The following is a 24189-nucleotide window of genomic DNA, read 5'->3' on the forward strand; positions in this document are numbered from 1 at the left end:
GTTTTGACTCACAAGGCCTCCCGGATGACGTCGCCGATGATGGTGCGGCTGTCCTCGGCGATATCGATCGTGTCGAACATGCGGTTATGGCAGAAGGCGACGGCGAGCTTGAGATCGGGGTCCGCCCAGCCGATCGAGCCGCCCATGCCCGGATGGCACAGCGCGCGCATGTTGCGGGGGGCCGATACCGGCGGCGCCTCCGCACCGCCCAACCAGAAGCCCGACCAGGCGATGGGCACCTTCATGCCGAAGAAGACCGGGTCGGCATCGTCGAAATGGGGGCGAGGCGCGGCGAAGCTGGCGACGCGCTCCTCAGAAAGCAGGCGCACGCCATTCAACTGGCCGCCATTGGCGAGCATCGCCCAGAAGCGCGCCTCGCTGCGTGCGTTGAAGATGCCGCCCACCGCCGGGATGCAGGCGCGCCGGACATAGGGACGCTCGAACGGATCGGGCATCAGGTCGACGACCAACGGCTGCGCCTCGCGCATCATATTGCTGTCGGGCGCGACATAGACGGCGACGTCGTTAAGCCTGGCGATGCGCGGTTCCACGGCGTCGGCAATGCCCATCCAAAGGTCGGTGCAACCCAGCGGTTCGGCGATCTCTTCCCTGATGAACTGGCCGAAGGGACGGCGCTTGGGGTCGGTGCGGCGGACGACTTCGCCGATCAGCCAGCCGAAGGTCATCGACTGATAGGATGACCGGCTGCCAGGCGCATAGGCCGGCTCCATCTCGGCGATGCGACGGCACATCCAGTCCCAGTTGGTCATGAGTTCGGGCGTCACGTCAGGCGGCATACGCAGCACGCCCGATACATGGCTCAGCACATGGCGAACCGTGACGCCGTCCTTGCCGGCCTGCGCGAAGTCGGGCCAATAGGTCGCGATCGGCGCGTCATAGTCGACCAGACCACGCTCGACCTGGATGTGCAGGGCGGTGGCGGTGACGGCCTTCGACACCGAATAGACATTGAACAGCGTGTCGCCGTCGACGGGCTGGCCGCTATCCGGGTCGGCAAGGCCCGCCCAGCAATCGACGATCTGCTCCTCGCCCAGCCAGGCACAAACCTGGACGCCGATCTCGCTGCCCTGCGCCACCAGTTGGTTCAATGTCTGCTGGACCGCGTCGTTGACCTTGCCCGTCATCCTCTTGTCGCCTCTTTCCTGCTTGCCATCGCTGCATGGCTCATTATGAAGTAAATGCTACATAGCACGAAGCGGCACGAGAGGAAGGCCCTTGGCAACGTCATTGGAAAATATCGCGATCACCCGCGACGATGGCATCGTCGAACTGCGCATCCATCATCAGGGCGGACCGGCGGTCTGGGGGACATGGGGCGGGCTGCACCGGGAACTGGGCATCGCCTTTGCCGAAATAGGGGCCGACCCCGCGGTCAAGGCCGTGATCCTGCGAGGGACAGGCGACAGTTTCTGCGCTGAGCTGCGCATGAGCGACGAGATGCCACCCATGTCCGCAGGGACATGGGATATCCTTCTCAAGGAGGGACGCAGCCTTCTCGACAACCTGCTAGCGATCCCGGTGCCCGTCATTGCCGCAATTCATGGGGCCGCCTTCATTCATGCGGAACTGCCCTTGCTTGCCGACATTGTGCTAGCGTCGGAGAGCGCAGTCTTTGCCGACAAGGTCCATGTCGTGGCCGGTGTGGTGCCGGGGGACGGCGTCCACACCATCTGGCCGATGCTGCTTGGTCCCAATCGCGGCCGTTATTTCCTGATGACGGGGCAGGAGATCGGCGCGCGGGAGGCGTTGGCGCTGGGCCTGGTGGGTGAAGTGCTGCCGGCCGAGGCGCTGCACGCCAGAGCGTGGGAACATGCGCGGATCATCGCCGCCCGCCCGGCCCAGGTCAACCGCTATACGCGGCGCCTTCTGACGCGCCATCTGAGGGCCCGTTTGTCCGATGAACTGGAGCAGGGATTGGCGCTGGAGGGCATGGCGATATTGGCGTCCCGGCCGCCGGCTGGTTGAAGGAGAGACGTATGAGCAGCCTGTTCAGTGGATTTTTCCAGTTCGGCTATGTGACCCGCAATCTGGATGCGGCCTGCGCGACCTTCCGCAGGAAATTCGGGCCGGTCGAGTTTCTGACGAACGATCCCGCGCCGATCGATGGCGTGGCGCCCCCGACCCGCCGCATCGCGCTGACCTATATCGACGATGTGATGACCGAGATCATCGAGCCCGACCCGGCGCAGAAGACCATTTATGATGATGCGCTGCCCGCGACCGAGGGGCCGATCCACCTCCATCATTTCGGCTATCTGATCGACGATCATGAGGCGATGCTGAAGCGTCTGGCCGCCATGGGCTATACCGTGCCGCTATTCGGGGCGATGCCCGGCGGGCTGGACTATAGCTACGCCGACACGCGGGCCGATCTGGGCATCTGGTCCGAATTCATTCGGCTGGACGAAGGTGGAAGGGCCTTTTTCGAGGCGGTGCCCCGGCTGAGGACGCGATAATCCGCGACGGCGCGGCAATGACGCATCAGTTTTGTCGGACGGGCGTGCGGACGACCAGCCCGTCCAGCGCCGGGCGCAGGCGGATCTGGCAGGAGAGGCGGGATTCCGGGCGGCGGTCGAAGGTGAAATCCAGCATGGCGGCTTCGTCGGCGGAAGGACCGCCGACCGTGTCGCGCCAGTTCCGATCGACATAAACATGGCAGGTGGCGCAGGCGCAGCTGCCGCCGCATTCCGCGACGATGCCGTCGATCCCGTTGCGCCTGGCGACTTCCATGACCGATTGGCCGACATCGCCCTCCACGGTGCGCGCGGCGCCGGTCGGATCGATGAAGGTGATATGGGGCATGAACCTCTCCGTTGAAATGGTGGCGTTGAATAGCGGACTCGCTGCCGCTCTGGTGAGCCGGCGATGTGGCGATGGCAATATCATCATGTTTGCGATGCTTGGCTGCGAAGGTTGCGGGACGGCAGGCCGGGGGGCAGAGCCTGGGCAAAGACAGCGACGCGAGGAGAGCGATGAAGGCAGCCGTTTTCAAGGGAGCCGGAACCCCTCTGGTGGTGGAGACGCTGCCCGATCCCGAACCGGGCGCGGGAGAGGCGGTCATCAGGGTGCAGCGCTGCGGCGTGTGCGGCACGGATCTTCACATGACGTCGGGCCATGGTATGGACGCGCCGCTCAATAGCGTTATCGGCCATGAATATTGCGGCGAGGTCGTCGCTCTCGGCAAGGACGTGGACAATCTGAAGGTCGGGCAGTTCGTGACGGCGATGCCGGTGGCGGGCTGTGGCCAGTGCGGCCCATGCCTCGCGGGCTATCCCATGGCCTGTGCGCAGATGCATGGGCTGGTCGGCGGCTTTGGCGAATATATGCGGATCGCCGCGGCAAGCAGCGTGATCCTGCCCGAAACGCTCTCGGCCGCCGACGGCTCGCTGGTCGAGCCGATGGCGGTGGGCCTGCGCGGCGTGCGGCTGGCGCAGATGCAGCCGGGCGCGCGCGTCGCGGTGCTGGGCGCGGGGTCGATCGGGCTGGCGGCGATCTACTGGGCGCGGCTGCTGGGGGCCGGGAAGATCGTCGCGATCTCCCGCTCGGCGCGGCGCGCGGAACTGGCGATGCAGATGGGCGCGAGCAGCTTCGAAGCGTTGGGCGAAGGCGAGGTCGAGCGGGTCGCGGCGGCGTTGGGCGGGATGCCGGAGATCGTGCTGGAATGCACCGGCGCGGTCGGCATGACGCAGAAGTCTGTCGAACTGGTCGCGCCGGGCGGCATGGTGGTGTCGCTGGGCTTTTGCACCTTGCCCGATCCGATCCTGCCGTCGCTCGCGACCTGGAAGCAGGTGACGCTGAAATTCTCCTTCGCCTATGACCTGCGCGAGTTTCAGCATTGCGCCGATGTGATGGCGGCCGGCCATGTTGAGCCGCGGCTGATGATCTCCCGCACGGTCGGGCTGGCGGCCTTCCCGGCGGTGCTGGAAGAGCTGCGGGCGGGGGCCAATGAGACGAAGGTTCATGTCGATCCGTGGAGTGCGCAATGAGCGTCGGGGAAGTCGTGCGGGATGATGAATTGCTGACAATAGGGGCCATGCTGGCGGCGTCGACCACGCGCACGGGGCTGTCGGACTTTGGCGATCCGGGGTTTCGTGAGGGGCTGGACCTGCTGCTTGCCGATATTCGCGCGCTGGAGCTGGACCCTGCCTGCACGCAGGCGAGCGCCTGGCGGATCGGGCAGTCGCTCGACACGCGGGCGCTGGCGGTCCAGGGCTTTAAGGCGCGGCCGGAGGTGCTGGAACGGCCGATCGCCGAGCCGATCGTCATTGCCGGGCTGGTGCGGTCGGGGACGACGGCGCTGCACCTGCTGATGTCGCTCGACCCGCAATTTCAGGGGCCGGAACATTGGCTGACCGTTTATCCCATGCCACGCCCTCCGCGCGCCCAGTGGGAGAAGGTGCCGGCCTATCTGTCGGAAAAGGCGTCGCTAGACGCATTTCTCGCGGCGTCACCCGAAGCGGCTGACGACCATATGATGACGGCGGAGGGCATCGAGGAATCGCTGTTCATCCTGGGATCGAGCTTTGCCAGCAATATGTGGCCTTCGATGTGGGACGTGCCCCATTATGACCGCTGGTATCGGGAGCGCGACGACACTGACAGCTATCGATGGCTGGCCGACGTGCTGCGGCTAATCGGCGCGGACGATGACCGGCGCTGGCTGCTCAAGAACCCGACCGACCTGTTTTCGCTGCAGGAGGTGCTGAACGTCTTTCCCGACGCGAAGATCATCCAGACCCATCGCGATCCGGTGGATGCGATGCCTTCGGTCAGCAACCTTATCTTCTCGGCGCGGCGGGCCTTTTGCGGGGACAAGGCGAGCCGGGTGGATGTCGGACGGCGCGAGGCGGAGGTTTGGGCGCAGGCGCTGGAGCGCGCTGAAACGGTGCGCGCGGGCAGCGGAAATGTCTTCATCGATGTCGAGTTCGCGGACTTCACGCGCGACCAGATGGCGACGATCCGGTCGATCTATGATCAATTGGAATTGGCGTTGAGGCCCGAGACGGAAGCGGCGATGCAGGATTGGCTCGACGCGCATCCGCGGCGCACCGCCAAAGGTCCCAAGCATATACCGGAGGATTTCGGACTGACGCGCGAAGGGCTGGCGGAACGGTTCGCGGCCTATCGTGAGCGGCGGGGTTATATTTGAGTGAAAATATCACGCCTTTGATAACGTGGTCCCCGCGGAAGCGGAGACGACGGGCGCGTAGAGGGGACGGGTGTTTTAAATTATCCCGTCTTTCGCCAGATCGTTAAGGGCTGCTTCGTCAAGACCCAGTTCCTTCGCCAGAACCTCGTGCGTATGTTCGCCCAACATCGGCGGCGCGCGATAGTCGGTGATCGGGGTTTCGGAGAAGTTGAGCGGGCTGCGGATGACGTCGAGGTCGGATTTCAGCGGATGGGGTGCCCGCACGCGAAGCCCCCGATGGACCGCCTGCGGATAGTCGAAGACCTGCGCCAGATCGTTGATCGGCCCGCTGGGTATGCCCGCCGCGCCGAGCTTGCCCAACCAATGGTCGACCGTGTTCGTCGCGAAGATTTCGTTGAACATTTCGGTTATCTCGTCACGATGCTCGACACGCAGGACATTGGTGTGGAAGCGCGGATGGGTCGCGAGGTCGGGATGGCCGACCGCGTGGCACAGCGCGATATATTGCTTGTCGTTGCCCGAGGTGATCATGATGGCGCCGTCCCTGCATGGGAACATGCTGGTCGGCATACCGCCATTACCCTGTGTGCCGCGCCGCACCGGCACCTGGCCCGAAGTCAGGTAGATCTGCGCATAATGGGACAGCGCCGACACGCCGCAGTCGAGCAGGGCGATGTCGATATATTGCCCTTCCCCCCCCGCCGCGTCGCGATGATAGAGCGCGGCGAGGACCGCATTGGCGACGTTGAGGCCGGTGAACAGGTCGATGATGCTGGGACCGACCTTCATGGGACCCGCGCCCGGCTTGCCGTCGGGCGTGCCGGTAACGCTCATCAGGCCGCATTCGCCCTGGAACACCGCGTCATAGCCCGGCTTGGCAGCCAGCGGTCCCGTCTGGCCATAGCCCGTCACCGAGCAATAGATGATGCCGGGATTGATGGCTTTGAGACTTTCATAGTCGAGGCCGTAGCGCTGAAGATCGCCGACCTTGTAATTTTCCATCACCACGTCGCAGGACTTGACCAGGTCGCGGATGAGCGCCTGCCCCTTGGGCGCGGCGATGTTGAGCGCAACCGACCGCTTGTTGCGGTTGACCGACATGTAAAAGGCGTTTTCGCGGGTCGCCTTGCCGTCGGCGTCGCGCAGATAAGGCTCGCCGAAGATGCGGGCGTCGTCACCCACCACCGGCCGCTCGATCTTGATGACGTCGGCGCCCATGTCAGCCAGTATCTGCGATCCGAAGGGCCCCGCCAGCACGCGGGTCAGGTCGAGGACGCGGATCTTTTCAAGAGGCAGTCTGGCCATGGTTCACCTTGTCGGAAACAGCCTGTTTCCTTGCCATCGGCCGCCGCGATGACAAGCCCGTTCAGGGCGCTGTTCACAACCATGATATACCGGGACGGCATGGGGGGTCAGCCGTTCCGTTTGCGCGCCTTTTGGCCGAAGATGCCGCCGACAGAGACAAGAGCAAAGGACAGGAGCCACATGGGCGACATCGTGCGCGACACGCCGGTGGAAGGCGTTTGCCGACTGACATTGAATCGGCCGGATGCGCTCAATTCATTGACCTTCGCCATGTATGCGGAGCTGATCGACCATCTGGAGGCTGTGCGATACGACCATGATGTGCGCGTCGTGCTGCTGACCGGGGCGGGACGGGGGTTCTGCGCCGGACACGATATTCGCGGGGCCGGACAGCCGGACTGGGTGTCGGCCGATCTGGGCAAGGCGCAGTTGCAGCGGCGGATCATGGACAGGCTGGGCCAGATTCCCGTGTTGATGCGCGCCCTGCCGCAGCCGGTGATCTGTGCGGTGAACGGCGTCGCGGCGGGGGCGGGCTATCCGATCGCGATCGCCGCCGACATGACGATCGCGGCGCGTTCGGCGAAGTTCGTCAATGCCTTCCACAATGCCGGGACGGGGCATGAGATGGGCTTCTCCTACTTGCTGCCCCGGCTGGTCGGTATGCAGCGGGCGGCGGAGCTGATGCTGACGGGTCGCGCGGTGATGGCGGAGGAGGCGGAGCGCATCGGCCTTGTCCTGCGCTGCGTCGATGACGAGGCGCTGATGGACGAGGCGCTGAAGCTGGCCGAGGCGGTGATGGTGAATAGCCCGATCGGTATTTCGGTGACGAAAAGTTCGATGTGGCTGAATGTCGACGCGCCGAGCCTTGAGGCGGCGATCGAGATGGAGAACCGCGCCATCTTCATGAGCCAGTCGACGGCGGACTCAGGCGAAAAGCGCAAGGCCTTCATCGAGAAGCGCCGTCCGAACTTCACGGGACAATGAGATGAGCATCATCGATCCGTTGCTGGCGCCCTTCACCCTGCGGGGCTTGACCCTGCCCAACCGGGTGCTGATGGCGCCGATGACGCGATACCGCTCGCCGCTGGGCGTGCCGACGGACGAGGTGGCGAGCTATTATGCGCGGCGCGCGGCGACCGGGCTGGGCGCGATCCTGACCGAGGGCGTGGCGCTGCCCCATTATGCCGCCGCCGACCATCCCGACATTCCCCGCATCGATGGCATGGAGGTGCTGGCGGGCTGGCGCAGGGTGGTGGATGCCGTGCATGATGCGGGCGGGCGGATCATTCCGCAGCTCTGGCATCAGGGGCCGATGTGGAATGTCGAATATGCCGGGACCGGGACGGGCAATCCGATGCGGCCGTCCGGCATATGGGGGCCGGGGGACGGGGTGATCTCCTTCCGGCCGGAGGGACGCGATGAAAGCCTGATGCCGGTGCCGCCGATGAGCGACAGCGACATTGCCGACGTGATCGCGGCCTACCGCCAAGCCGCGCGCAATGCGGTGGCGCTGGGGGTGGACGGCATCGCGGTGCATGGCGCGCATGGCTATCTGATCGACACCTTCCTGTGGGACTATACCAATAGGCGCGAGGACCAATGGGGCGGGGACGCGGCACGGCGCGCGGCGTTCGGCGTGGCGGTTATCAAGGCGATCCGGGAGGAAGTGGGTGAGGCGATGCCCATCATGCTGCGCTTTTCCCAGTTCAAGATGCAGGATTATCGCGCGGTGCTGGCGGAGACGCCCGACGCGCTGGGCGCTTTGCTGGGGCCGCTGGCGGAGGCGGGGGTTGACCTGTTCGACGCCAGCCAGCGCTATTTCGACACGCCGATTTTCGAAGGATCGACGCTGAACCTAGCGGGCTGGGCGAAGAAGCTGACCGGCAGGGCATCGATGACCGTGGGCGGTGTGGCGCTCGACAAGGCGAAGGGCCAAGCGAAACATATCGACGCCAGCCAGCAGTCGGTGAACAACCTGCCGCTGCTGGTCGAGCGGTTCGAACGCGGCGAGTTCGATCTGGTCGCCGTAGGGCGGGCGATCCTCAACGATCCCGACTGGTTCACCAGGGCGCGGAAGGATGAACCCTTCCTGCCCTTCGACCCCGCCAATCTGGAGCGGTTGGCATGAGCGATTGGGAGGCGCGGATCGACCGGCTGGAATCGCTGGCCGCAATCCAGCAGTTGCCGATCCGCTATGCGCTGGCGGTGGACGGGCGCGACATGGCTGGCTGGGTCGATCTCTTCATCTCCGATGTGGATTGCGGGCGGGCGGGGAAGGGGCGGGAGGTGCTGCGATCGCTGATCGAACCGGCGGTGCGGACCTTCTATCGCTCGATCCACCAGATTTGCGGGCACCGGGTCGAATTTGACGATGCCGATCATGCCCATGGCGTCGTCTATTGCCGTGCCGAACATGAGGATGGCGGAAAATGGGTGGTGATGGCGATCGCCTATTTCGACAGTTATGAGCGGCGCGACGGCGATTGGTATTTCGTCCGGCGGCGGGAGAAGCATTGGTATGCCGCCGATTGGGAGGAGCGGCCGGCTGCCCCTTTCACCGGCTGGGCCGCGCATGAAACGCCGCCCGACCTGCCCCAGCATTTCGAAAGCTGGCGGCCCTTCTGGGCGGGGGTGGACAAGGACGAGATCGCACGACTGACCGTGCAGCCGACAGGAGGGTGAGATGGTGGAGAGGCGACGTTTCGAAGGGCGGTCGGTGATTGTGACCGGCGCGGGATCGGGCATTGGCGAGGCGGCGGCACATGCCTTTGCCGAAGAAGGCGGCCGGGTGACGATCGCGGAGCTGGACGCGGATAAGGGGCGGGCTGTGGCCAAAGCCATCGAGGCGAAGGGCGGGGTGGCGCAGTTCATGCGGACCGACGCGACCGACGAGGCTTCGGTGCAGGCGATGGTCGAGGCGGCGTGCGCCGCCCATGGACCGGTGCGTCATGCCTTCAACAATGTGGGCGCAGCAAAGCCTGGCAGCCTGGAGGAATTGAGCCTGGAGGACTGGAACTGGACGGTGCAGATTTCGCTGACCGCCACCTTTCTGGCGATGAAGCATGAGATTCCGGTGATGACGGCAAATGGCGGCGGCACGATCGTCAACACGGCGTCCATGTCGGGGCGGATCTTCACGCCCTCGGCGCCGCCATCCTATTCGGCAGCGAAGGCGGGGGTCATCCACCTCAGCCAATATGCGAGCTGCACCTATGCGAAGGACAATATTCGCGTGAACAGCGTGCTGCCGGGGCTGACGCTGACGCCCCAGATCGCGTCCTTCTTTACGCCCGAACAGCAGGCGGAGGTCGCAAGCGAGCATCAGGTCATCCATCGCGGCGTGCAGCCATGGGAGATCGCGGCGACCGTGCTGTTCCTGTCGAGCGATGATGCGGCGATGATCACCGGGCGCGGGATCGAGGTATCAGGCGGCGGCGCGCATCCGGGTTGACGGCTGTGCGGTCAGCCGGGCGTCAGCGCGCGGCCCCAAAAGGCTTGCGCCCTCGCGTCGAGCATGTCCGCGCCATAGGTGATGAGGCCGTTTTCGACGCGGTAGAGCATCGCCCATTCATACTCTATCTCTTCGCCATTAGCGCGGCTGCGGCGATAGGCGCGGGCATGGACGAAGGCGCACTGGCTGTCGATGGCGCTGATCGTCAGTATCTCGTCCCGCCGTTCGGAGAGCGCGTCGTCGCAGCGCCGCACGAAGTCGAAGAAGGCGGCGCGGCCGATCAGCAGCTCCTTCGTGCCCGACGGGCCGAACAGGCTGTGTGTGACGTCGGGCGCAAAAAAACCGTGCTCGCCGCCGGCATCGTCACGGGCAAAAATGTCCCGATTGCCCGCCGAGGGGAACATCCGCGCCAACAGCTTTTCCGCTTCGTTCATCGCCGGGAGCCTCAGGTGCGTTCGAAGATCGCCGCCGCGCCCTGGCCGCCGCCGACGCACATGGTTTCCAGGCCATGGCGCGCGCCGCGCCGCTGCATCTCATGCGGCATCGAGGCGAGGATGCGGGTGCCGGTGGCGGCGATCGGATGACCGAGCGAAATGCCGCCGCCATTGACGTTCAATCGTTCCGCATCGTTCCAGTCCCAGCCCTTGAGGCAGGCGAGAACCTGCGGCGCGAAGGCTTCGTTGAGTTCAACGAGGTCGATGTCGTTCCAACCAAGGCCGGTCTGGCGGAAGAGCTTCTCCACCGCCGGAACGGGACCGATGCCCATAAGGGCGGGATGGCAACCGGCCACCGCATAGCCGACGAAGCGGGCCATCGGAGTGAGGCCGAGTAGCTTCAGCTTTTCCTCTGACACGACGAGACAGGCGGCGTCGGCGTCATTCTGCTGGCTGGCATTGCCGGCGGTGACGATGCCGTCCTTCATGATGGGCCGCAAGCCGCCCATGCTTTCCGCCGTGGCGTCGGGGCGGATGCCTTCGTCGCGGTCGACAACAACCTCGCCCTTGCGGGTCCCGACCGTAACCGGCACCAGTTCGTCAGCGAATTTCCCTGCTTGCCAGGCGGCAGCGGCGCGCTGGTGGCTGCGCGCGGCATAGGCGTCCGATTCCTCGCGGCCGATGCCATGTTCGCGGGCGACATTTTCGGCCGTCTCGATCATGCCGGAAATGACGCCGAAGCGCTCCACCGGCGGCGAGCGTTCGCGTTGGCGCTCGAGCCGGTCATGGAGTGTCGCGGAGCCGGCGCGCATCCCTTTGCGCATGTCGTTGGTATAATATTCGACATGGCTCATGCTCTCCGCGCCGCCGGCGAGGATGACGTCGGCCATGCCGCCCTGCACCATGGCGGCGGCGGTCGCCACCGCCGTCAGTCCGCCGGCGCAGCGGCGGTCGAGCTGCATACCCGGTATCTCGATCGGCAGGTCGGCGGCGAGCGCGGCCCAGCGGCCGATGCTTGGCGCTTCGCCATTGGCGTAGCTTTGCGCGAAGATGACGTCCTCGATGGCGGCGGGGTCGATGCCGCTGCGCGCCACGGTCGCGCGGATCACCGCTTCGGCCAGACGTTCGGCCGGGACATCGGACAGCGCGCCCAGATATTTGCCGACGGCGGTGCGGACGGGCGAGACGATATAGGCGGTGCGCATGAGCGATGAACCCTGGAGTTGAAAGCTGTCGCCTTATAATTTGCGACCGTCGGGATGGCATGGTGGCGGGCGATCCATCACGGGGCTGATGGATCGGTGCGTCAGGGCATCCCGGTCGCCATCTCCACATTATGAATGGGATCTGGAACCAGCCAGGAGAGAGGCCATGACGATCATCGAACGGCGCATCGACGTGACGGACGCTGCCGCCTTGGGCGAGATGGTGGAGATGGCCGTCTCCATCTACCTGCCCGATCCTGCGCTGCTGCCGGAGCGGCCGATCGCGATCTTCGCCTGCCCCGGCGGCGGCTATTCACGCCGATATTTCTCGATGCGCTTTGCGGGGCGCGAAGGCTATGACGAGGCGGCCTGGCACATGGCGCGCGGCGCTATTTATGTGGCGATCGACCATGTCGGCGTGGGGGAAAGCACGATCCCCGACCTGTCAAAGATCAGCTTCCAGACGCTGGCGGTGACGCACAACGCCTGCGTTCGCCGGATCGCGGACGAACTACGCGCGGGGCGACTGGCGGAAGGGTTTCCGGCAGTGCCCTTGCTATTCAGCGTCGGCATGGGCCAGTCGATGGGCGGGGGTGTGACGATCTTGGCGCAGGGGCGCTTCGCCACCTTTGACGCCATCGCCCCGTGCGGCGTCAGCGCGATTCATACCGTCCTGCCGCAGAGCGACCAGGCGGCCTTCGAACATGGCAAGACGCGCTTCGAAGCGGTGGCTGCGGGAACGGTCAAAAGCCATCTCGAAGCCGAGCATGAGGGCGTTGATTATCTCTATGCCTTCCACTGGGAAGATGTGCCCGCCGACATATTGCACGAGGATATGAAGGGCGGCTATCCGATCCGGCAGACCAGCCCCGTCTTCGGCAGCCTGACCATTCCCTATTGTGCGGTGCAGATGATGCTGCCCGGCGCCTTTGCCGATGATGCAGCGAAGGTGAGGGTGCCGGTGCTGGTCGCCAATGGGGAACGGGACACCTGCCCCAGTCCTCATGCGGAGGCGGCGGCCTATCCGGCCTCGCGGGACGTCAGCATTTTCATTGTCCCGACCATGGCTCACATGCACAATTTCGCGTCCACGCGGGAGCGGCTGTGGCAGCGGCTGCACGACTGGTCGCGCATGGTCGCCGGCGATGCGCCGGCGGGCTGAGGGACGATCAGCCCATATCAGCCATGCACACCCAGCGGCGTTCGATATTGGCGCGTTCGACCGCCTCGACCACGCGGTGGACGGCGGCGGCGTCGGTGAAGCTGGGCGATCCCTCGGCGCCCGTGCGGATGGCGTCGACCATGTGGGAGAACATCCAGTCCATCGCGGCGAACGGACGGGGTTCGGGGCTGCTGTCCGCCATGCCCGGAACGACATAGAGGGCCGGGTCGACCGTGACTTCCTCGCAGGTGCGCTGACCATAGGTCAGCAGGCGACCGTCCCCGGCATAGAGGCGGGCTGAGGGAAAATTGCCGAAACTGTCGTCGACCAGCAGCAACCGGCCGCGATCGCCCCAGATTTCAACGCGCCAGCCCTCCGTATCGGGGACGCACCAGCCGGCTTGCAGGCTGCCGATGGCGCCATTGGCCATGCGCAGCGTCGCGCTGCCCAGATCATGGGTTTCGGGGCGCAATATCTCGCCATTGGGCAGGTGCCATTCGGGCACGCCGGTCGCCATCATGCCGGTGGCTTCCTCCACCGGGCCGATCAGATGGGTGAGGAACAGTAGCGAATGGGTGGCGAAATTGCGCCAGGCGCTGCCGCCGCTGCTCTTTTCCGCCAGCCAGTAATAGGGGTCGGTATGCTCCGAATAGGCCGAATAGGGATAGGGTTTGTCATTGGCGACGATCAACGGCAACATGAGCTGGACGTTGAAGCCGAGCGGCCGGCCGATGAAGCCGGCATCGATCATCGCCTTCATCTGTTGCGCATGGGGCGCCCAGCGAAACTGCGCGTCGACCACGCCGACGACGCCCGCCGCCTTCTGCGCATCGCGCATCGCTTCGGCGTCGCTGAGGCTGACGGCGAAGGGCAGCGCGTCATAGACATGCTTGCCGTTGCGCAGCGCCGCCATCACCATCGGGAAGCGAAAGGACGGACGTGTGCCGACGTCGATGATATCCAGATCGGGATCGGCCGACATTTTCTCATGATTCCAATAGGCTTTGGGGATGTCATAGTCGCGGGCGGCGCGTTCCGCCGTTTCCTGGCGCGAGGTGCAGATAGCGGCGACCTCCACCCCCTCGATCCGGCGCCACGCGGCGCCGTGGACCTTGAGGCTCCAGTTGGCGCTGATGATGCCGACCCTCAGCTTGTCCGCCATGGCTCTACTCTCCGATGCTGGTGATTTTCAGGGACCATTAGTCAGCAGGCGAGGCGGGCTGGCAAGGGTGAAGCGGATCAGGGATGTGATATGCGTCAGCCGCTCAATATAGGGGCCGGCGTGAGTTTGTCCGCACCGGCCCCTATACCCCCTTTAACCTTCCGACCGGCGCGTCAGGCGTGTTCATGCTCCGCCGGTGCCTGGATCTCCGGTGCGTTCCGCACGCCGCGGACCAGGCGGCCCGGCAGCGCGCCCGTCGCTTCGCCGTTGCGATAGGTGATGATGCCGCTGACGATGGTGGCGACATAGCCCCGCGCCTTTTGCGAGAGGCGCTTGCCGCCGGCGGGCAGGTCGGCCTTCACCTGCGGGCGGCGCAGCACCATATTGTCTAGGTCGATGACGTTGACGTCCGCCTTGTAGCCGGCGGCGAGTACGCCGCGATCTCCAAGGCCGACCGAATGGGCGGGCTGGCTGCTCAGCGCCTTGACGACGGTGGCGAGGTCGAGACCGTCGCGCTGCCGACGGCCGGTCAGCATATAGGTGGTGTAGGCCGCGTCGCAGATCATGCCATAATGGGCGCCGCCATCGCCCAGCGCGACGATCATATTATCCTGACCGATAAGGTCGCGCGTGCCGTCCAGATATTCGCGCACCTTTGTCGAATAGGAGCAGAGGATGGCATTTCCTTCATCTTCCAGCAGCGCGTCGTAAATGGCTTCGCGTGGGCAGATGCCGGCGCGTTCGGCCTGAGCCTGGATGCTGTCCCCCGGCGCGAAATTATAATCGGCGGGATCGGTGATGCGGAAGAGCGCGCCGATGGACTTGATCAAACCGACGAAGGCGGGATTGGGATCGTCCGGCTCCTCGGCGATCAGGCGCGCGCGCAGTTCGGGGTCGCGCATCCGTTCCACCTTCTCCTTGAGCGGCAGCTTGGCGATCTTGCGGAAGCTGGGATTGAGCGAGAAGGGATTGTAGCTGAGGTCGAGGCCATAGAGCACGCCGATCGGACGCGGCAAGAACTGGGCGCGGATGATGAGGCCGTCGGCCTTCGCCTGATTGACGCCTTCGACATAGCGCGGCCAGTTTTCCGGCCGGGTCGGCATGGCGATCAGGCTGAAGGTCACGGGGCGGCCGGTCTGCTCCGCGATGGTGCGGAAGACCTTCAGCTCTGTTTCGGCATCATTATCGAGATTGGGGTTGCACTGGAACACGCCGGCGCCCGCATCCTTGAGGCCCTCAGCCAGCGCCAGAACTTCGTCCAGTTCGGTCGTGACCGAAGGGGCGAGTTCGCCTGAACGGAAGCGGTGGAAGAGGTTGCGCGAGCTGGCGACGCCGAGCGCGCCGGCCTTTACCGCCTCGCTGACGCAGCGACGCATTTCGACCAGATCCTCCAGCGTCGGCGGCTCCAGATTGGCGCCGCGCTCGCCCATGACATAGACGCGCAGCGGGCTGTGCGGGATCTGGGTGGCGAAATCGACGTCCGACTGGCGCTGGTCGAGCGCGTCAAGATAGTCGGGGAAGCTTTCCCAGTTGAACGGCACGCCTTCGGCCATGACGACTTCAGGGATGTCCTCAACGCCTTCCATCAGCTTGATCATCAGATGATGATCGCCCTCGCGCACGGGGGCGAAGCCGACGCCGCAATTGCCCATGACCACAGTGGTCACGCCATGGTCGGACGAAGGCGCCATGCGGCTTTCCCAGGTGATCTGGCCGTCATAATGGGTGTGCGCATCGACGAAGCCGGGGGTGACGATGAGGCCGGTCGCGTCGATTTCCTCGGCGCCCGTGCCGCTGACCGCGCCGACCCGCACGATGACACCGTCGTGGATCGCAACGTCCGCGGCGAAAGGCGCGGCGCCCGTGCCATCGACGACCATGCCGCCGCGAATGACGATGTCATATTGATTGCTCATCTCGATCCTCTCATCTCTGCTCATGGACTCGCCACGGCATCGTAAATAGCAAATACTATTTATATTGCCGGGATGGGGATGACAATGGTAATTCGGGGGTTATGGACGCATTGGCAGAGAGTAGCGGCATGGGGCAGAGGTCCGGGCGCCGGGTGCGCCGGACCACGGCGGAGATTCGCGCGCTGATATTGGAGGCTGCGCTGGCGGAATTTGCCGCGCGCGGCTTTGCCGGAGCGACGACGCGCCATATCGCGGCGCGGGCGGAGGTGGCCGAGCCGCTGATCTTCAACAATTTCGGCAGCAAGACGACTCTGTTCGCCGAAGCGGTGATAGAGCCGTTTAACCAGCGGTTCAGCGCTTTTCTGGCGCAGAGCGATATGATGCCCCCCGACCGCCAGCAGCGCAGCGCGCATTTTGTCCATTCGCTCTATCCTTTCCTGCGCGACAATGCGGCCATGCTGCTGGCGCTGGTCAAATCGTCGGGGGAACTGGACTCAGCCGGGCTGCATGGGCTGGATGACTATTTTGCGCGCGCGGTGGGACGTATGCGGTCGCAATATGAGAAGGCCGGGTGGCAGTTGGACGTGCCGCCCGAATTGCTGGTGCGCTATTCCTTCGGCATGTTGGCGGGCGCGGTGCTGTTCCGCGACTGGTTTTTCCCCGATCAACCGCCCGACGAGGCCGAAGCGGAGGGCGCGCTGGCGCGGATGCTGTTCAAGGCGGCCGAACCGAAGAACGGGTGAAGCATCACATGGCCGAAATCGCAGGCTGAAGGCTTGGCGGGCCGTGGACGCGCAGCCAAGATTGCCGGCGACAAGCGAGCGAGGGTCATGGGCAGGATCGATTTCAGCGGACAGGTCGCGGTGGTGACGGGCGCCGGCGGTGCATTGGGTGCGGCCTTCTGCCGGGAACTGGCGCGGCGCGGCGCGGCGGTCGTCGCCAATGACCTGGGTGGCGCGACGACCGGCGAGGGGGCGTCCCACGGCTATGCCGATGCGGTGGCCGATGCGCTGAGGAGGGACGGCGCGCGGGCTGTGGCCAATTACGACACGGTCGCCACGGCGGCCGGCGGGCAGGCGATCGTCGACGCCGCGCTCTCCGCCTTCGGCCGGGTCGACATCGTCATCAGCAACGCCGGCAACCAGCGCAACGGCGCCTTCGGCACGCTCACCGAGGAGGATGTCGAGGCGGTCTGCGCGGTCCACGTCAAGGGCGCATTCAATGTCTGCCAGCCCGCCTATCGGGAGATGGTGCGGCAGGGCTATGGCCGGATCGTGCTGGTAAGCTCCCAATCGGGGATTTTCGGCAATCCGTTCCGCGCCAATTACGGATCGGCCAAGACCGCGCTGATCGGCCTGATGAACGTGATCGCGCAGGAAGCGCCGGAGGGGGTTGCCGTCAACACGCTGTTCCCCAATGCGCAGGGCGGGCGGCTGGGCGGGACGCCGCTGGTCGAGCGGCCCGACGGCGAATTTCTGAAGGCGGCGGGCGAACGGAGCCGCCATTTTATTGAGGGGATGAAGCCCGAATTCGTCGCCGCGCTCGCCTGTTATATGGCGAGCCGGCAGTGCGAGCGGTCGCAGCATATGTATTCGGTGCTGGGCGGCAAATATTCGCGGCTATTCGTCGGACTGACCGAAGGCTGGTATGTTCCGGGGCCGGATGCGCCGAGCTGCGACGACATATTGGCGCAGATTGACCGGATCGATGATCGTAGCCGTTATGACGTGCCGCTGAGCGGGCTGGAGGAAATGGATACGGTGCTGGCGGCGCGGCGCGCGCTGGGGCTGTAGGCCATGGCCGGGCCTGCCGGGCAGCCGATCCCGTTTTATCCCGATGACGAGCCGATGCCGACGCATGAGGCGGCGCGCGATATTCTGCGCCTGGAAGCGGACGGCGCAGGTGGTTATCGGGCATGGGGAGGCGCCAAAAATCACATCGGCACAATTTTCGGCGGGCGGATGATCGCGCAGGCGCTATGCGCGGCGGGCAACAGCGTGGAGGAGATGCCGTTGACATCGCTTCACGCCTATTTCCTTGCCGCCGGAGCTGTCGACAAGCCGATCGACTATCGTGTGACCCGGCTGCGCGATAGCCGCCGCTTCGCCAACCGGCAGGTGACGGCCGAGCAGGACGGGACCGCCATCTTCACGCTGATGGCCCAGTTTCACACGCTGGAAGATGGCTTCGTACACCAGCATGGCGTCATGCCCGATGTGCCCCCGCCCGAGGCGGTGATGCCGCTGCAACATTATGTGCGCGAGAATGAGGCACGGATCGATCTGTCGGCGATCCGCAATTTCAGCGGGGCTACGCCGATCGAGATGCGGCCGATCGATCCGGACAGCTATTTTCCCAAGCGCACGCATGGCCCGCGCTCCTTCTGGTTCCGCCTGCCGAGCGCAGCGGAGGTCGATGATCCGCGGATGCACCAATATCTGCTCGCCTATGCCAGCGATTATTGGCTGGGCGGTGCCGCCGCGATCCCGCACGTCTTTCCCACCAATGGGCGCGAACTGCTGATCTCCAGCCTCGACCATGCGCTCTGGTTTCATCGGCCGACGCGTTGCGACCAGTGGCTGCTGCATCATACGTCGAGCCCCTCGGCAAGCGATGGCGTGGCGCTCAATCAGGGCGCGATCTTCGATGTCGAGGGCCGGTTGATCGCATCCACCGCGCAGGAGTGCCTGCTGCGCCGTCTGTCCACTTAATCGACCTCTCCTTCGGGATAGCGGCCCATGGCGAGGTAGAAAAGAGCGGCGAAAAAGAAGCTGCCCGACGCGGCGATCAGCGCCAGGTCATAATTGCCGAAATGGTCATAGGCGCGGCCGATGAGGCTGGCGCCGACCGCCACGCCGAGCGCGATGCCCAGCGTCGAGAGACTGTAGATGGTGGCATAGCTGCGCAGCCCGAAATAGCGGGCGATCATGAAGGCGACGATGTCGATTTCCGCGCCTTGGCCCAGGCCGATGAGCACGACCGCGCCATAGAAGATGGCGGGCGGTACATCGGCCTGGAGCAGCAGCAGGCAGCCCAGCGCCGGCGCGAGGTTGAGAATGAAAGCGATCGCAGGCGCCCAGAAGCGATCGACCAGTACGCCGCTGAACAACGCGCCCATTGCCGCCGCTGCGCTCATCACCGACACGGCGCCGACGGCAGTGAGCGCGTCCAGCCCCTTTTCCACCGCCAGCGGCTTCATTTGCGACAGCAGCGCCACGACCGGCACATAGTTGAGCACGGAGGCTGCGATCAATATCCGCACCCTGGGTTTTGCCAGCAGCACGCGCCAGGGATCGGCCTTCGCCATGCTGTAGCCCGCCTTGCGCTCCGCCGCGCGCGAGGGCACCCAGAGCCAGATCAGCGGCAGGGCGAGGCAGAGGATGAAACTGCCGAGCAGAAGATAGCCCCCCGCCGTGCCGAAGCGGGTGATGACCGGGAAGAGCAGCATCGGCATCAGCGCGCCGGCGATGGCCAGGCCCGATCGACCGATGGCGAGCGCGGTGCCGCGCGTGCGGTCGAACGCGCCGCTCAAGATGCGGGTAACGGTGATTCCGGTGGTAGCCATGCCGGAGAATGAGAAGAAGAAATAGGCGGCATAATAATAGCCGAGCGATCCGCCCATCATCGCCAGCAGCGCATAGCCTGTGGCGGTCAGCAACAGCCCTGCCGACAGGATTGGCCGGACGCCGAAATGGTCGGTCGCCCGGCCGATCAGCGGCGCGACGAAGGCGATGACCAGGCCGAAGCTGTGCACGAAGGCGATGTCGCCCCGCGACCAGCCGAATTGCTGTTGCAGCGGCTCGACGAACAGGCTCGACACCGCAGGGAACAGCGAATAGCCGAGCGATCCGGCGAACAGGGCGGCAAGGCCGGGGCGCCAGGCGCGCTTCCATTCCGACGCGATCAGTCGAAGTTGCGTTTCGCCTTCGGCCGATGCCGGCATCCTGTCCACTTTCGTTGTCATGGGCCGCATGGTGGGGCAAGTCGCCGCCGGGCGACAGGCGCTTTCTTATCCGCGCGCGTCTCTACGCATATGTGGTGAAATTGCCGGCGCCTTGTCAGCCATGTGCCGCGCGCCGCACTGTCTCTGGGAGAGGAGAGGCGGTGATGGACGAGCGGGATATTCTGGTCGAACCCTGCGAAGGAGAAGCGGGCGTCTGGCTGGTGACGCTCAATCGGCCCGACCGGCTGAATGCGCTGACCCGCGAGACGGTGGCGCGGCTGAACGGCGTGCTCGACGGACTGGAGGCCGATGCCGGCTGCCGCGCGGTCATGATCACTGGCGCTGGTCGGGGTTTTTGTTCCGGGCAGGACTTGCAGGCTTCGAATGACCGCAATCGGGCGGGCAGCAGCGGCGTTGTGGAAAAGCTCCATTGGCAGCAACAATTTGCCGGCATCGGCGGCCGCATCCGCTCCATGTCCAAGATCGTGGTGGCGGCGGTGAACGGCCCGGCGGTCGGCGCGGGCATGGCGATCGCGCTGTCGGCGGATATCAGGATCGCCACGCCCGCCGCGCGTTTTCTGGTGGCGGCGGTGCGGATTGGCCTGACTGGCGGGGAAAGTGGGATCAGCTATTTGCTGCCGCGCATGATCGGTGCGTCGCGCGCCTTCGACATATTGCTCACCGGGCGGCCGATCGGGGCGGAAGAGGCGGAACGGATCGGCCTGGCGCGCTCCATCGTCCCACCCGAGGCGCTGCTGAGCGAGGCCGTCGCCTATGTGCGGACGGTGCTGGCCAACAGCCCCTATTCGGTTGCGCATACCAAGAGGCTGATGTGGGCCAATCTGGACGCCAACAGCTATGAGGCGGCGGTCGAGGCGGAAAACCGCGCTCAGATATTGGGCACGATGACCCAGGATTATGGCGAGGCGACGGCTGCCTTCATGGAAAAGCGGCCGCCCCGCTATCTGGGGCGGTGACTCAATCGACCAGCCGTTTGACCTCCCGGTTGCGGTCCAGCGTCTCGTCCAGATAGCGGCCGACCTTATAGTCGCCCATGATCGTCGTGCGGCGCGCGAGGCGCGCGCAATCGAGCGGCACGCCATTGGCGGAATGGATGATCCGCCAATTGTCCCAGACCAGCATGTCGTTCTTTTCCCATTTGTGGAAATAGGCGAAGGCGGGATCGACCAGATGCGCGGCGACCTGCGTCAGCAGCTCGTCGCTTTCCGCCTTGTCCATGCCCAGGATATAACGGGCGTGCATGGGCGAGAGCTTCAGCACCTTTCGCTCGGTTTCCATCTGGGTGATCACCATCGGATGGACCACCGGGGGGAAGTCATAGCCCGGCGCCTTGGATTCGGTTTCGCGAGGGAGGGCGCGGATATCCTTGGGGAAACCGAACTGGCCCGAGCAGAAATCGGGGTTGAATTCATAGACGACCTCCAGCCCTTCGATCCGCTGGCGGAGCGGTTCGGGCAGGCGGTCATAGGCCTCGACCGCGTCGATGAAGCCGGTTTCGCCCATGTGCGCGGCGGGCTCCACCATGCGCAGCACCGCGCCGCGCACGATGGTCGGCATGAAGCTCTGGTCCCAGTGCCAGCCGAGCCAGCCCGCGCGATCGATGCCGCCGACATTATAATGGCGCTGGAAACGCGGCGCCTTGTCGGCGGGATCATAGGCCAGCGTCATCATGAAGCGGTTGTTCGGATCGTTCATGTCGGCGGTGGCGGCGGGTTCCATTTCACCGAAGAGGCGGCTGAGGCGCATCTGCGCCTCATCATCATGGCCGCTGCCGCGAAACAGCAGCAGCCCTGCCTCGATCCAGATGTCGCGAACGGTCCTGGCGGCGACGTCGTCGATCGGGCGGCTGAGATCGACGCCCAGGACTTCGGCGCCGAAACCCGTCGTGAGCGGGCGGACAGTCAGTTGCTGGTTTGTGGTCATGCTGTCATTGGAGGTCACGCAGCCATCTCCTGATATGTCGATTTCGTTGTCGCGATAATATCTCTTCAGGAATGATCTCATAATCCGGTAATTTCCGAAAAGACTATTCAATATCTTATAATAATCGCGCGTCGTTTCGGCGGAAACTTGGCGCTCTGTCAAAGCGGATGATCCATCAGAAGTCTGATGAGATTGGCGGAAAGCGCCGGAAACGGGGCGCTCGCGGTCGAGCATGTTATAGGCCGTCATTGAGGGCAGCGTCCGCATCAGAGGGGGAGCGACCGCCCGATCCAGTTCGACAGGGAAAGGCATCAAAAAATGAACGATTTCACCGCCACGCCGTGGCCCAGGGACCGCGTGATCCCGGCCCGCGCATGGCAGCGGCCCGAGAATTTGCGCGTTATTTCCAGCGACGACCATCTGATGGAAGCGCCGGGCCTGTGGGAAGATCGGCTGAAGGGGGCGGACAAGGACCGCGCGCCCAAATATTGGAAGGACGGGACGGGCTTTCACCTGACGATCGACGGGCAGAATTACGATGTGCCGGGCCTACCGCCCGAATTCCCCGAAGGACGCGAGGGATATTGGGACGTGTCGAAACGTCTGGCCGACATGGACGCCGAAGGGATCGACGCATCGATCGTCTATCATGGCCGCCTCAATAGCCTGATCCGCATGGCGGACAAGGATTTCTGGTTCCGCTGCGTCGATGTCTGCAACGAATGGGCGGCGGAATGGAAGGAAACGGCCCCGGACCGTCTGTTTCCGGTGGCGTTGCTGCCGACCTTCCTCTGGCCGCAAAAGACCGGGGACTATCTCCAGAAGCTCAAGGATTTGGGCTATAAGGCGATCGACATTCCGGTCAGCCCCAAGGGCGTGCGCTACAACAGCAAGGACATGGACCCGATGTGGGCCGCGATTGAGGAGAGCGGCTTTCCCGTCTCCTTCCATATCGGCGCCTATATTCAGTATAGCGGCCGGGGATCGCTGGGTGCGAACCTCAACGCCAATCTCATGCCCTTCACCGGCCTGTTCGGTCAGCTGGTCTTTTCCGGCCTGTTCGATCGCTTTCCGCGGTTGCAAGTGGTGTTCACCGAGGGTGGCGCGAGCTGGGTTCCCGGCACGCTGGAAAATGCCGATAAGGTCGCGCGCGACTATGCGAGCGAGCTGCGCCCGAAGCTGGCGCATAAGCCGAGCTGGTATTGGCACAACCACTGTTACACGACCTTCATGGAGGATGATGTGGCGATGGAGAATATCGGCCGCATCGGCTCTGATCGGGCGATGTGGTCGGTCGACTATCCGCACCCCGAAGGCGTCATGGGCAATAGCGACACTATATTGAAGGGCATTTTCGATACGGTTGGCGAAGCAGGCGCGCGCAAGATCGTTGGCGAGAATGCGGCGAGGCTGTGGAGTATCTGAGCCCCGTTCAACCATGACGGAAAAGCCGGCGATCCATTGGATCACCGGCTTTTCATAGGTGTCAGCCGCTGGTCCAGGGCATGGCGCCGTCGGCCTTCCGCTGCGCGAGCGCCGCAGCCTCGATCTCGATGGCTTCGCCCAGAGTCCCGTGCGAGCCGCGATTCAGCACATCGCGGGTGATGCGAATGTGGTCGGGGTCGTGGCCTGCGATTGCCAACGCCAGTTCGACGGCGCGGGGCAGCAGGCGATCGGCGGTCAGCAATTCGTTGATCAGGCCAATGCGCAGGGCCGTCACGGCATCGATGGGCTGGCAGCCCAGCATCATTTGCTTGGCGAAGCGGGTGCCCACCGCATGGGGCAGGCGCGACCCCATGCCGCTGCCCGACAGGGCGCCGATCTTCGCATGGGTGTCGGCGAAGCGCGCCGCCTCATTGGCAAGGATGAAGTCGCAGCCCAGCGCCATTTCGAGGCCGCCCGTATAGGCCGCGCCGCTTACTGCCGCGATGATCGGTTTTGGCAGGCGGGGGAGGCTTTGGATCAATTCCGTCACGCGATGGCGCGGAGCGTCGGGTGCGGAGAAGGTCTTGAGATCCAGCCCGGCGCAGAAGGCGGGCGCCGCACCTGTGAGGATCGCGGCGCGCCAGTGCGCTTCGCTCGCGAAACAGGCCAATGTATCGGTCAGGGCTTCGAGCAGCGCAAGGTCGATGGCGTTGCGCTGTTCCGGTCGATTGAGCGTAAGCAGCATGACGCCGCTGGCAGGCTCCGCGATGATCAGCGCTTCGCTCATGCGCGGCCCCCGAAAAAGGCGATGACGTCCTGCGCGAAGGCCTCCGGTTCCTCCATCGCCGCGAAATGGCCGCCAGTTTTCATCGCCGTCATGCGCGCCACATTATATTGCCGCTCGGCCAAAGCCCGGCTGGGCATGGGATAGAATTCGGCGGGGAAATGGGCGAGCGCGGTGGGCACCGCCACCGGGCCGGGCGCCATCTGGTCGCTCCCTAGAGGCTGTTATGAACCTGCAGCGATTGAGGCCGCCTGTTTCATCATGATGCATGCGAAGGCGACGACGTGC

The 24189-nt window shown here is 64.7% G+C and carries 25 protein-coding genes; 14 read left to right on the forward strand and 11 right to left on the reverse strand.

Features of this window, described 5'->3' with window-relative positions; genetic code table 11:
* Positions 1-8: 8 nt before the first annotated feature.
* The gene (locus AC58EF_RS25810; protein ID WP_497279312.1) at positions 9-1145 is read right to left on the reverse strand and encodes a serine hydrolase domain-containing protein; all 1137 of its coding nucleotides are present in this window, start codon (positions 1143-1145) and stop codon (positions 9-11) included.
* A gap of 91 nt (positions 1146-1236) precedes the next feature.
* On the opposite strand from AC58EF_RS25810, the gene AC58EF_RS25815 reads away from it, so the two are divergent.
* A complete protein-coding gene (locus tag AC58EF_RS25815; RefSeq protein ID WP_497279314.1) occupies positions 1237-1986 on the forward strand; it encodes an enoyl-CoA hydratase/isomerase family protein in 750 nt (249 codons plus the stop codon).
* An 11-nt stretch (positions 1987-1997) separates the two neighbouring features.
* Positions 1998-2477 (forward strand): VOC family protein, encoded by a 480-nt coding sequence (locus AC58EF_RS25820; RefSeq protein WP_497279315.1) that lies wholly within the window; start codon positions 1998-2000, stop codon positions 2475-2477.
* 25 nt (positions 2478-2502) lie between these two features.
* Here the strand turns inward: AC58EF_RS25820 and AC58EF_RS25825 are convergent, their stop codons facing one another.
* Positions 2503-2823: a 2Fe-2S iron-sulfur cluster-binding protein gene (locus AC58EF_RS25825; protein ID WP_497279316.1), complete on the reverse strand. Its 321-nt coding sequence runs from the start codon at positions 2821-2823 to the stop codon at positions 2503-2505.
* Positions 2824-2993: 170 nt separating this feature from the next.
* Between AC58EF_RS25825 and AC58EF_RS25830 the strand changes: the two genes are divergently transcribed.
* Both AC58EF_RS25830 and AC58EF_RS25835 read left to right on the forward strand, forming a co-directional pair.
* On the forward strand, positions 2994-4007 hold the full coding sequence (locus tag AC58EF_RS25830; protein WP_497279317.1) for an alcohol dehydrogenase catalytic domain-containing protein: 1014 nt from the start codon (positions 2994-2996) through the stop codon (positions 4005-4007).
* Positions 4004-5170: a sulfotransferase family protein gene (locus AC58EF_RS25835; protein ID WP_497279318.1), complete on the forward strand. Its 1167-nt coding sequence runs from the start codon at positions 4004-4006 to the stop codon at positions 5168-5170. Before AC58EF_RS25830 ends, AC58EF_RS25835 begins: the two co-directional genes overlap by 4 nt.
* Before the next feature lie 75 nt (positions 5171-5245).
* Here the strand turns inward: AC58EF_RS25835 and AC58EF_RS25840 are convergent, their stop codons facing one another.
* Positions 5246-6475, reverse strand: a complete 1230-nt coding sequence (locus AC58EF_RS25840) for a CaiB/BaiF CoA transferase family protein (RefSeq protein WP_497279319.1) — start codon at positions 6473-6475, stop codon at positions 5246-5248.
* 180 nt (positions 6476-6655) lie between these two features.
* Here AC58EF_RS25840 and AC58EF_RS25845 point away from each other — a divergent pair, with 180 nt between their 5' ends.
* Genes AC58EF_RS25845 through AC58EF_RS25860 form a run of 4 tightly spaced genes read left to right on the forward strand, consistent with a single transcriptional unit; the run spans position 6656 to position 9926 of the window.
* Entirely contained in the window at positions 6656-7459 is an 804-nt protein-coding gene (locus AC58EF_RS25845; RefSeq protein ID WP_497279320.1) for an enoyl-CoA hydratase/isomerase family protein, read from the forward strand.
* A 1-nt stretch (position 7460) separates the two neighbouring features.
* Positions 7461-8603, forward strand: coding sequence for an NADH:flavin oxidoreductase (locus AC58EF_RS25850; RefSeq protein ID WP_497279321.1), 1143 nt, complete (start codon positions 7461-7463; stop codon positions 8601-8603).
* Positions 8600-9157: a nuclear transport factor 2 family protein gene (locus AC58EF_RS25855; protein WP_497279323.1), complete on the forward strand. Its 558-nt coding sequence runs from the start codon at positions 8600-8602 to the stop codon at positions 9155-9157. The genes AC58EF_RS25850 and AC58EF_RS25855 overlap by 4 nt, the downstream gene beginning before the upstream one ends.
* 1 nt (position 9158) lies before the next feature.
* The gene (locus tag AC58EF_RS25860; RefSeq protein ID WP_497279325.1) at positions 9159-9926 is read left to right on the forward strand and encodes an SDR family NAD(P)-dependent oxidoreductase; all 768 of its coding nucleotides are present in this window, start codon (positions 9159-9161) and stop codon (positions 9924-9926) included.
* A gap of 11 nt (positions 9927-9937) precedes the next feature.
* On the opposite strand, the gene AC58EF_RS25865 is transcribed toward AC58EF_RS25860, so the two are convergent.
* Positions 9938-10360 carry a nuclear transport factor 2 family protein gene (locus AC58EF_RS25865; protein WP_497279326.1) on the reverse strand — a complete coding sequence of 141 codons (423 nt, stop codon included), beginning with the start codon at positions 10358-10360 and terminating at the stop codon, positions 9938-9940.
* Between the two features lie 11 nt (positions 10361-10371).
* Positions 10372-11565, reverse strand: coding sequence for an acetyl-CoA C-acetyltransferase (locus tag AC58EF_RS25870; RefSeq protein ID WP_497279327.1), 1194 nt, complete (start codon positions 11563-11565; stop codon positions 10372-10374).
* Between the two features lie 166 nt (positions 11566-11731).
* Between AC58EF_RS25870 and AC58EF_RS25875 the strand changes: the two genes are divergently transcribed.
* A complete protein-coding gene (locus AC58EF_RS25875) occupies positions 11732-12727 on the forward strand; it encodes an alpha/beta hydrolase (RefSeq protein WP_497279329.1) in 996 nt (331 codons plus the stop codon).
* A 7-nt stretch (positions 12728-12734) separates the two neighbouring features.
* Here the strand turns inward: AC58EF_RS25875 and AC58EF_RS25880 are convergent, their stop codons facing one another.
* Complete coding sequence (locus tag AC58EF_RS25880; RefSeq protein WP_497279330.1) at positions 12735-13889, reverse strand: Gfo/Idh/MocA family protein; 1155 nt, start codon at positions 13887-13889, stop codon at positions 12735-12737.
* Between the two features lie 173 nt (positions 13890-14062).
* Entirely contained in the window at positions 14063-15829 is a 1767-nt protein-coding gene (locus AC58EF_RS25885) for an N-acyl-D-amino-acid deacylase family protein (RefSeq protein WP_497279331.1), read from the reverse strand.
* Between the two features lie 104 nt (positions 15830-15933).
* Here AC58EF_RS25885 and AC58EF_RS25890 point away from each other — a divergent pair, with 104 nt between their 5' ends.
* The 3 genes from AC58EF_RS25890 to AC58EF_RS25900 all read left to right on the forward strand — a co-directional run bounded on the left by AC58EF_RS25890 (position 15934) and on the right by AC58EF_RS25900 (position 18516).
* Positions 15934-16548, forward strand: a complete 615-nt coding sequence (locus AC58EF_RS25890; protein ID WP_497279332.1) for a TetR/AcrR family transcriptional regulator — start codon at positions 15934-15936, stop codon at positions 16546-16548.
* Between the two features lie 87 nt (positions 16549-16635).
* Positions 16636-17598: an SDR family NAD(P)-dependent oxidoreductase gene (locus tag AC58EF_RS25895; RefSeq protein WP_497279334.1), complete on the forward strand. Its 963-nt coding sequence runs from the start codon at positions 16636-16638 to the stop codon at positions 17596-17598.
* A 3-nt stretch (positions 17599-17601) separates the two neighbouring features.
* On the forward strand, positions 17602-18516 hold the full coding sequence (locus AC58EF_RS25900) for an acyl-CoA thioesterase (RefSeq protein ID WP_497279335.1): 915 nt from the start codon (positions 17602-17604) through the stop codon (positions 18514-18516).
* On the opposite strand, the gene AC58EF_RS25905 is transcribed toward AC58EF_RS25900, so the two are convergent.
* Entirely contained in the window at positions 18513-19769 is a 1257-nt protein-coding gene (locus AC58EF_RS25905; protein ID WP_497279336.1) for an MFS transporter, read from the reverse strand. The genes AC58EF_RS25900 and AC58EF_RS25905 overlap by 4 nt on opposite strands.
* A gap of 143 nt (positions 19770-19912) precedes the next feature.
* Between AC58EF_RS25905 and AC58EF_RS25910 the strand changes: the two genes are divergently transcribed.
* Positions 19913-20725, forward strand: coding sequence for an enoyl-CoA hydratase/isomerase family protein (locus AC58EF_RS25910; RefSeq protein WP_497279337.1), 813 nt, complete (start codon positions 19913-19915; stop codon positions 20723-20725).
* A 1-nt stretch (position 20726) separates the two neighbouring features.
* Here AC58EF_RS25910 and AC58EF_RS25915 read toward each other — a convergent pair whose 3' ends face one another.
* On the reverse strand, positions 20727-21710 hold the full coding sequence (locus tag AC58EF_RS25915) for a TauD/TfdA dioxygenase family protein (RefSeq protein ID WP_497279338.1): 984 nt from the start codon (positions 21708-21710) through the stop codon (positions 20727-20729).
* A gap of 300 nt (positions 21711-22010) precedes the next feature.
* On the opposite strand from AC58EF_RS25915, the gene AC58EF_RS25920 reads away from it, so the two are divergent.
* Positions 22011-23117: an amidohydrolase family protein gene (locus AC58EF_RS25920; protein WP_497279339.1), complete on the forward strand. Its 1107-nt coding sequence runs from the start codon at positions 22011-22013 to the stop codon at positions 23115-23117.
* 61 nt (positions 23118-23178) lie between these two features.
* Here AC58EF_RS25920 and AC58EF_RS25925 read toward each other — a convergent pair whose 3' ends face one another.
* Positions 23179-23904: an enoyl-CoA hydratase-related protein gene (locus AC58EF_RS25925; protein ID WP_497279340.1), complete on the reverse strand. Its 726-nt coding sequence runs from the start codon at positions 23902-23904 to the stop codon at positions 23179-23181.
* The gene (locus AC58EF_RS25930; RefSeq protein WP_497279341.1) at positions 23901-24104 is read right to left on the reverse strand and encodes a hypothetical protein; all 204 of its coding nucleotides are present in this window, start codon (positions 24102-24104) and stop codon (positions 23901-23903) included. The genes AC58EF_RS25925 and AC58EF_RS25930 overlap by 4 nt, the downstream gene beginning before the upstream one ends.
* Positions 24105-24189: the final 85 nt, after the last annotated feature.

The sequence above is a fragment of the Sphingobium sp. WR1 genome, assembly GCF_059693745.1.

Coding starts and splice junctions, on each gene's coding strand:
- AC58EF_RS25905 (WP_497279336.1), bottom strand. CDS start 19,769: ATGACAACGAAAGTGGACAGGATGCCGGCATCGGCCGAAGGCGAAACG.
- AC58EF_RS25810 (WP_497279312.1), bottom strand. CDS start 1,145: ATGACGGGCAAGGTCAACGACGCGGTCCAGCAGACATTGAACCAACTG.
- AC58EF_RS25925 (WP_497279340.1), bottom strand. CDS start 23,904: ATGAGCGAAGCGCTGATCATCGCGGAGCCTGCCAGCGGCGTCATGCTG.
- AC58EF_RS25885 (WP_497279331.1), bottom strand. CDS start 15,829: ATGAGCAGAGATGAGAGGATCGAGATGAGCAATCAATATGACATCGTC.
- AC58EF_RS25855 (WP_497279323.1), top strand. CDS start 8,600: ATGAGCGATTGGGAGGCGCGGATCGACCGGCTGGAATCGCTGGCCGCA.
- AC58EF_RS25900 (WP_497279335.1), top strand. CDS start 17,602: ATGGCCGGGCCTGCCGGGCAGCCGATCCCGTTTTATCCCGATGACGAG.
- AC58EF_RS25865 (WP_497279326.1), bottom strand. CDS start 10,360: ATGAACGAAGCGGAAAAGCTGTTGGCGCGGATGTTCCCCTCGGCGGGC.
- AC58EF_RS25910 (WP_497279337.1), top strand. CDS start 19,913: ATGGACGAGCGGGATATTCTGGTCGAACCCTGCGAAGGAGAAGCGGGC.
- AC58EF_RS25920 (WP_497279339.1), top strand. CDS start 22,011: ATGAACGATTTCACCGCCACGCCGTGGCCCAGGGACCGCGTGATCCCG.
- AC58EF_RS25930 (WP_497279341.1), bottom strand. CDS start 24,104: ATGGCGCCCGGCCCGGTGGCGGTGCCCACCGCGCTCGCCCATTTCCCC.
- AC58EF_RS25895 (WP_497279334.1), top strand. CDS start 16,636: ATGGGCAGGATCGATTTCAGCGGACAGGTCGCGGTGGTGACGGGCGCC.
- AC58EF_RS25825 (WP_497279316.1), bottom strand. CDS start 2,823: ATGCCCCATATCACCTTCATCGATCCGACCGGCGCCGCGCGCACCGTG.
- AC58EF_RS25870 (WP_497279327.1), bottom strand. CDS start 11,565: ATGCGCACCGCCTATATCGTCTCGCCCGTCCGCACCGCCGTCGGCAAA.
- AC58EF_RS25840 (WP_497279319.1), bottom strand. CDS start 6,475: ATGGCCAGACTGCCTCTTGAAAAGATCCGCGTCCTCGACCTGACCCGC.
- AC58EF_RS25875 (WP_497279329.1), top strand. CDS start 11,732: ATGACGATCATCGAACGGCGCATCGACGTGACGGACGCTGCCGCCTTG.
- AC58EF_RS25830 (WP_497279317.1), top strand. CDS start 2,994: ATGAAGGCAGCCGTTTTCAAGGGAGCCGGAACCCCTCTGGTGGTGGAG.
- AC58EF_RS25890 (WP_497279332.1), top strand. CDS start 15,934: ATGGGGCAGAGGTCCGGGCGCCGGGTGCGCCGGACCACGGCGGAGATT.
- AC58EF_RS25845 (WP_497279320.1), top strand. CDS start 6,656: ATGGGCGACATCGTGCGCGACACGCCGGTGGAAGGCGTTTGCCGACTG.
- AC58EF_RS25850 (WP_497279321.1), top strand. CDS start 7,461: ATGAGCATCATCGATCCGTTGCTGGCGCCCTTCACCCTGCGGGGCTTG.
- AC58EF_RS25835 (WP_497279318.1), top strand. CDS start 4,004: ATGAGCGTCGGGGAAGTCGTGCGGGATGATGAATTGCTGACAATAGGG.
- AC58EF_RS25820 (WP_497279315.1), top strand. CDS start 1,998: ATGAGCAGCCTGTTCAGTGGATTTTTCCAGTTCGGCTATGTGACCCGC.
- AC58EF_RS25860 (WP_497279325.1), top strand. CDS start 9,159: ATGGTGGAGAGGCGACGTTTCGAAGGGCGGTCGGTGATTGTGACCGGC.
- AC58EF_RS25880 (WP_497279330.1), bottom strand. CDS start 13,889: ATGGCGGACAAGCTGAGGGTCGGCATCATCAGCGCCAACTGGAGCCTC.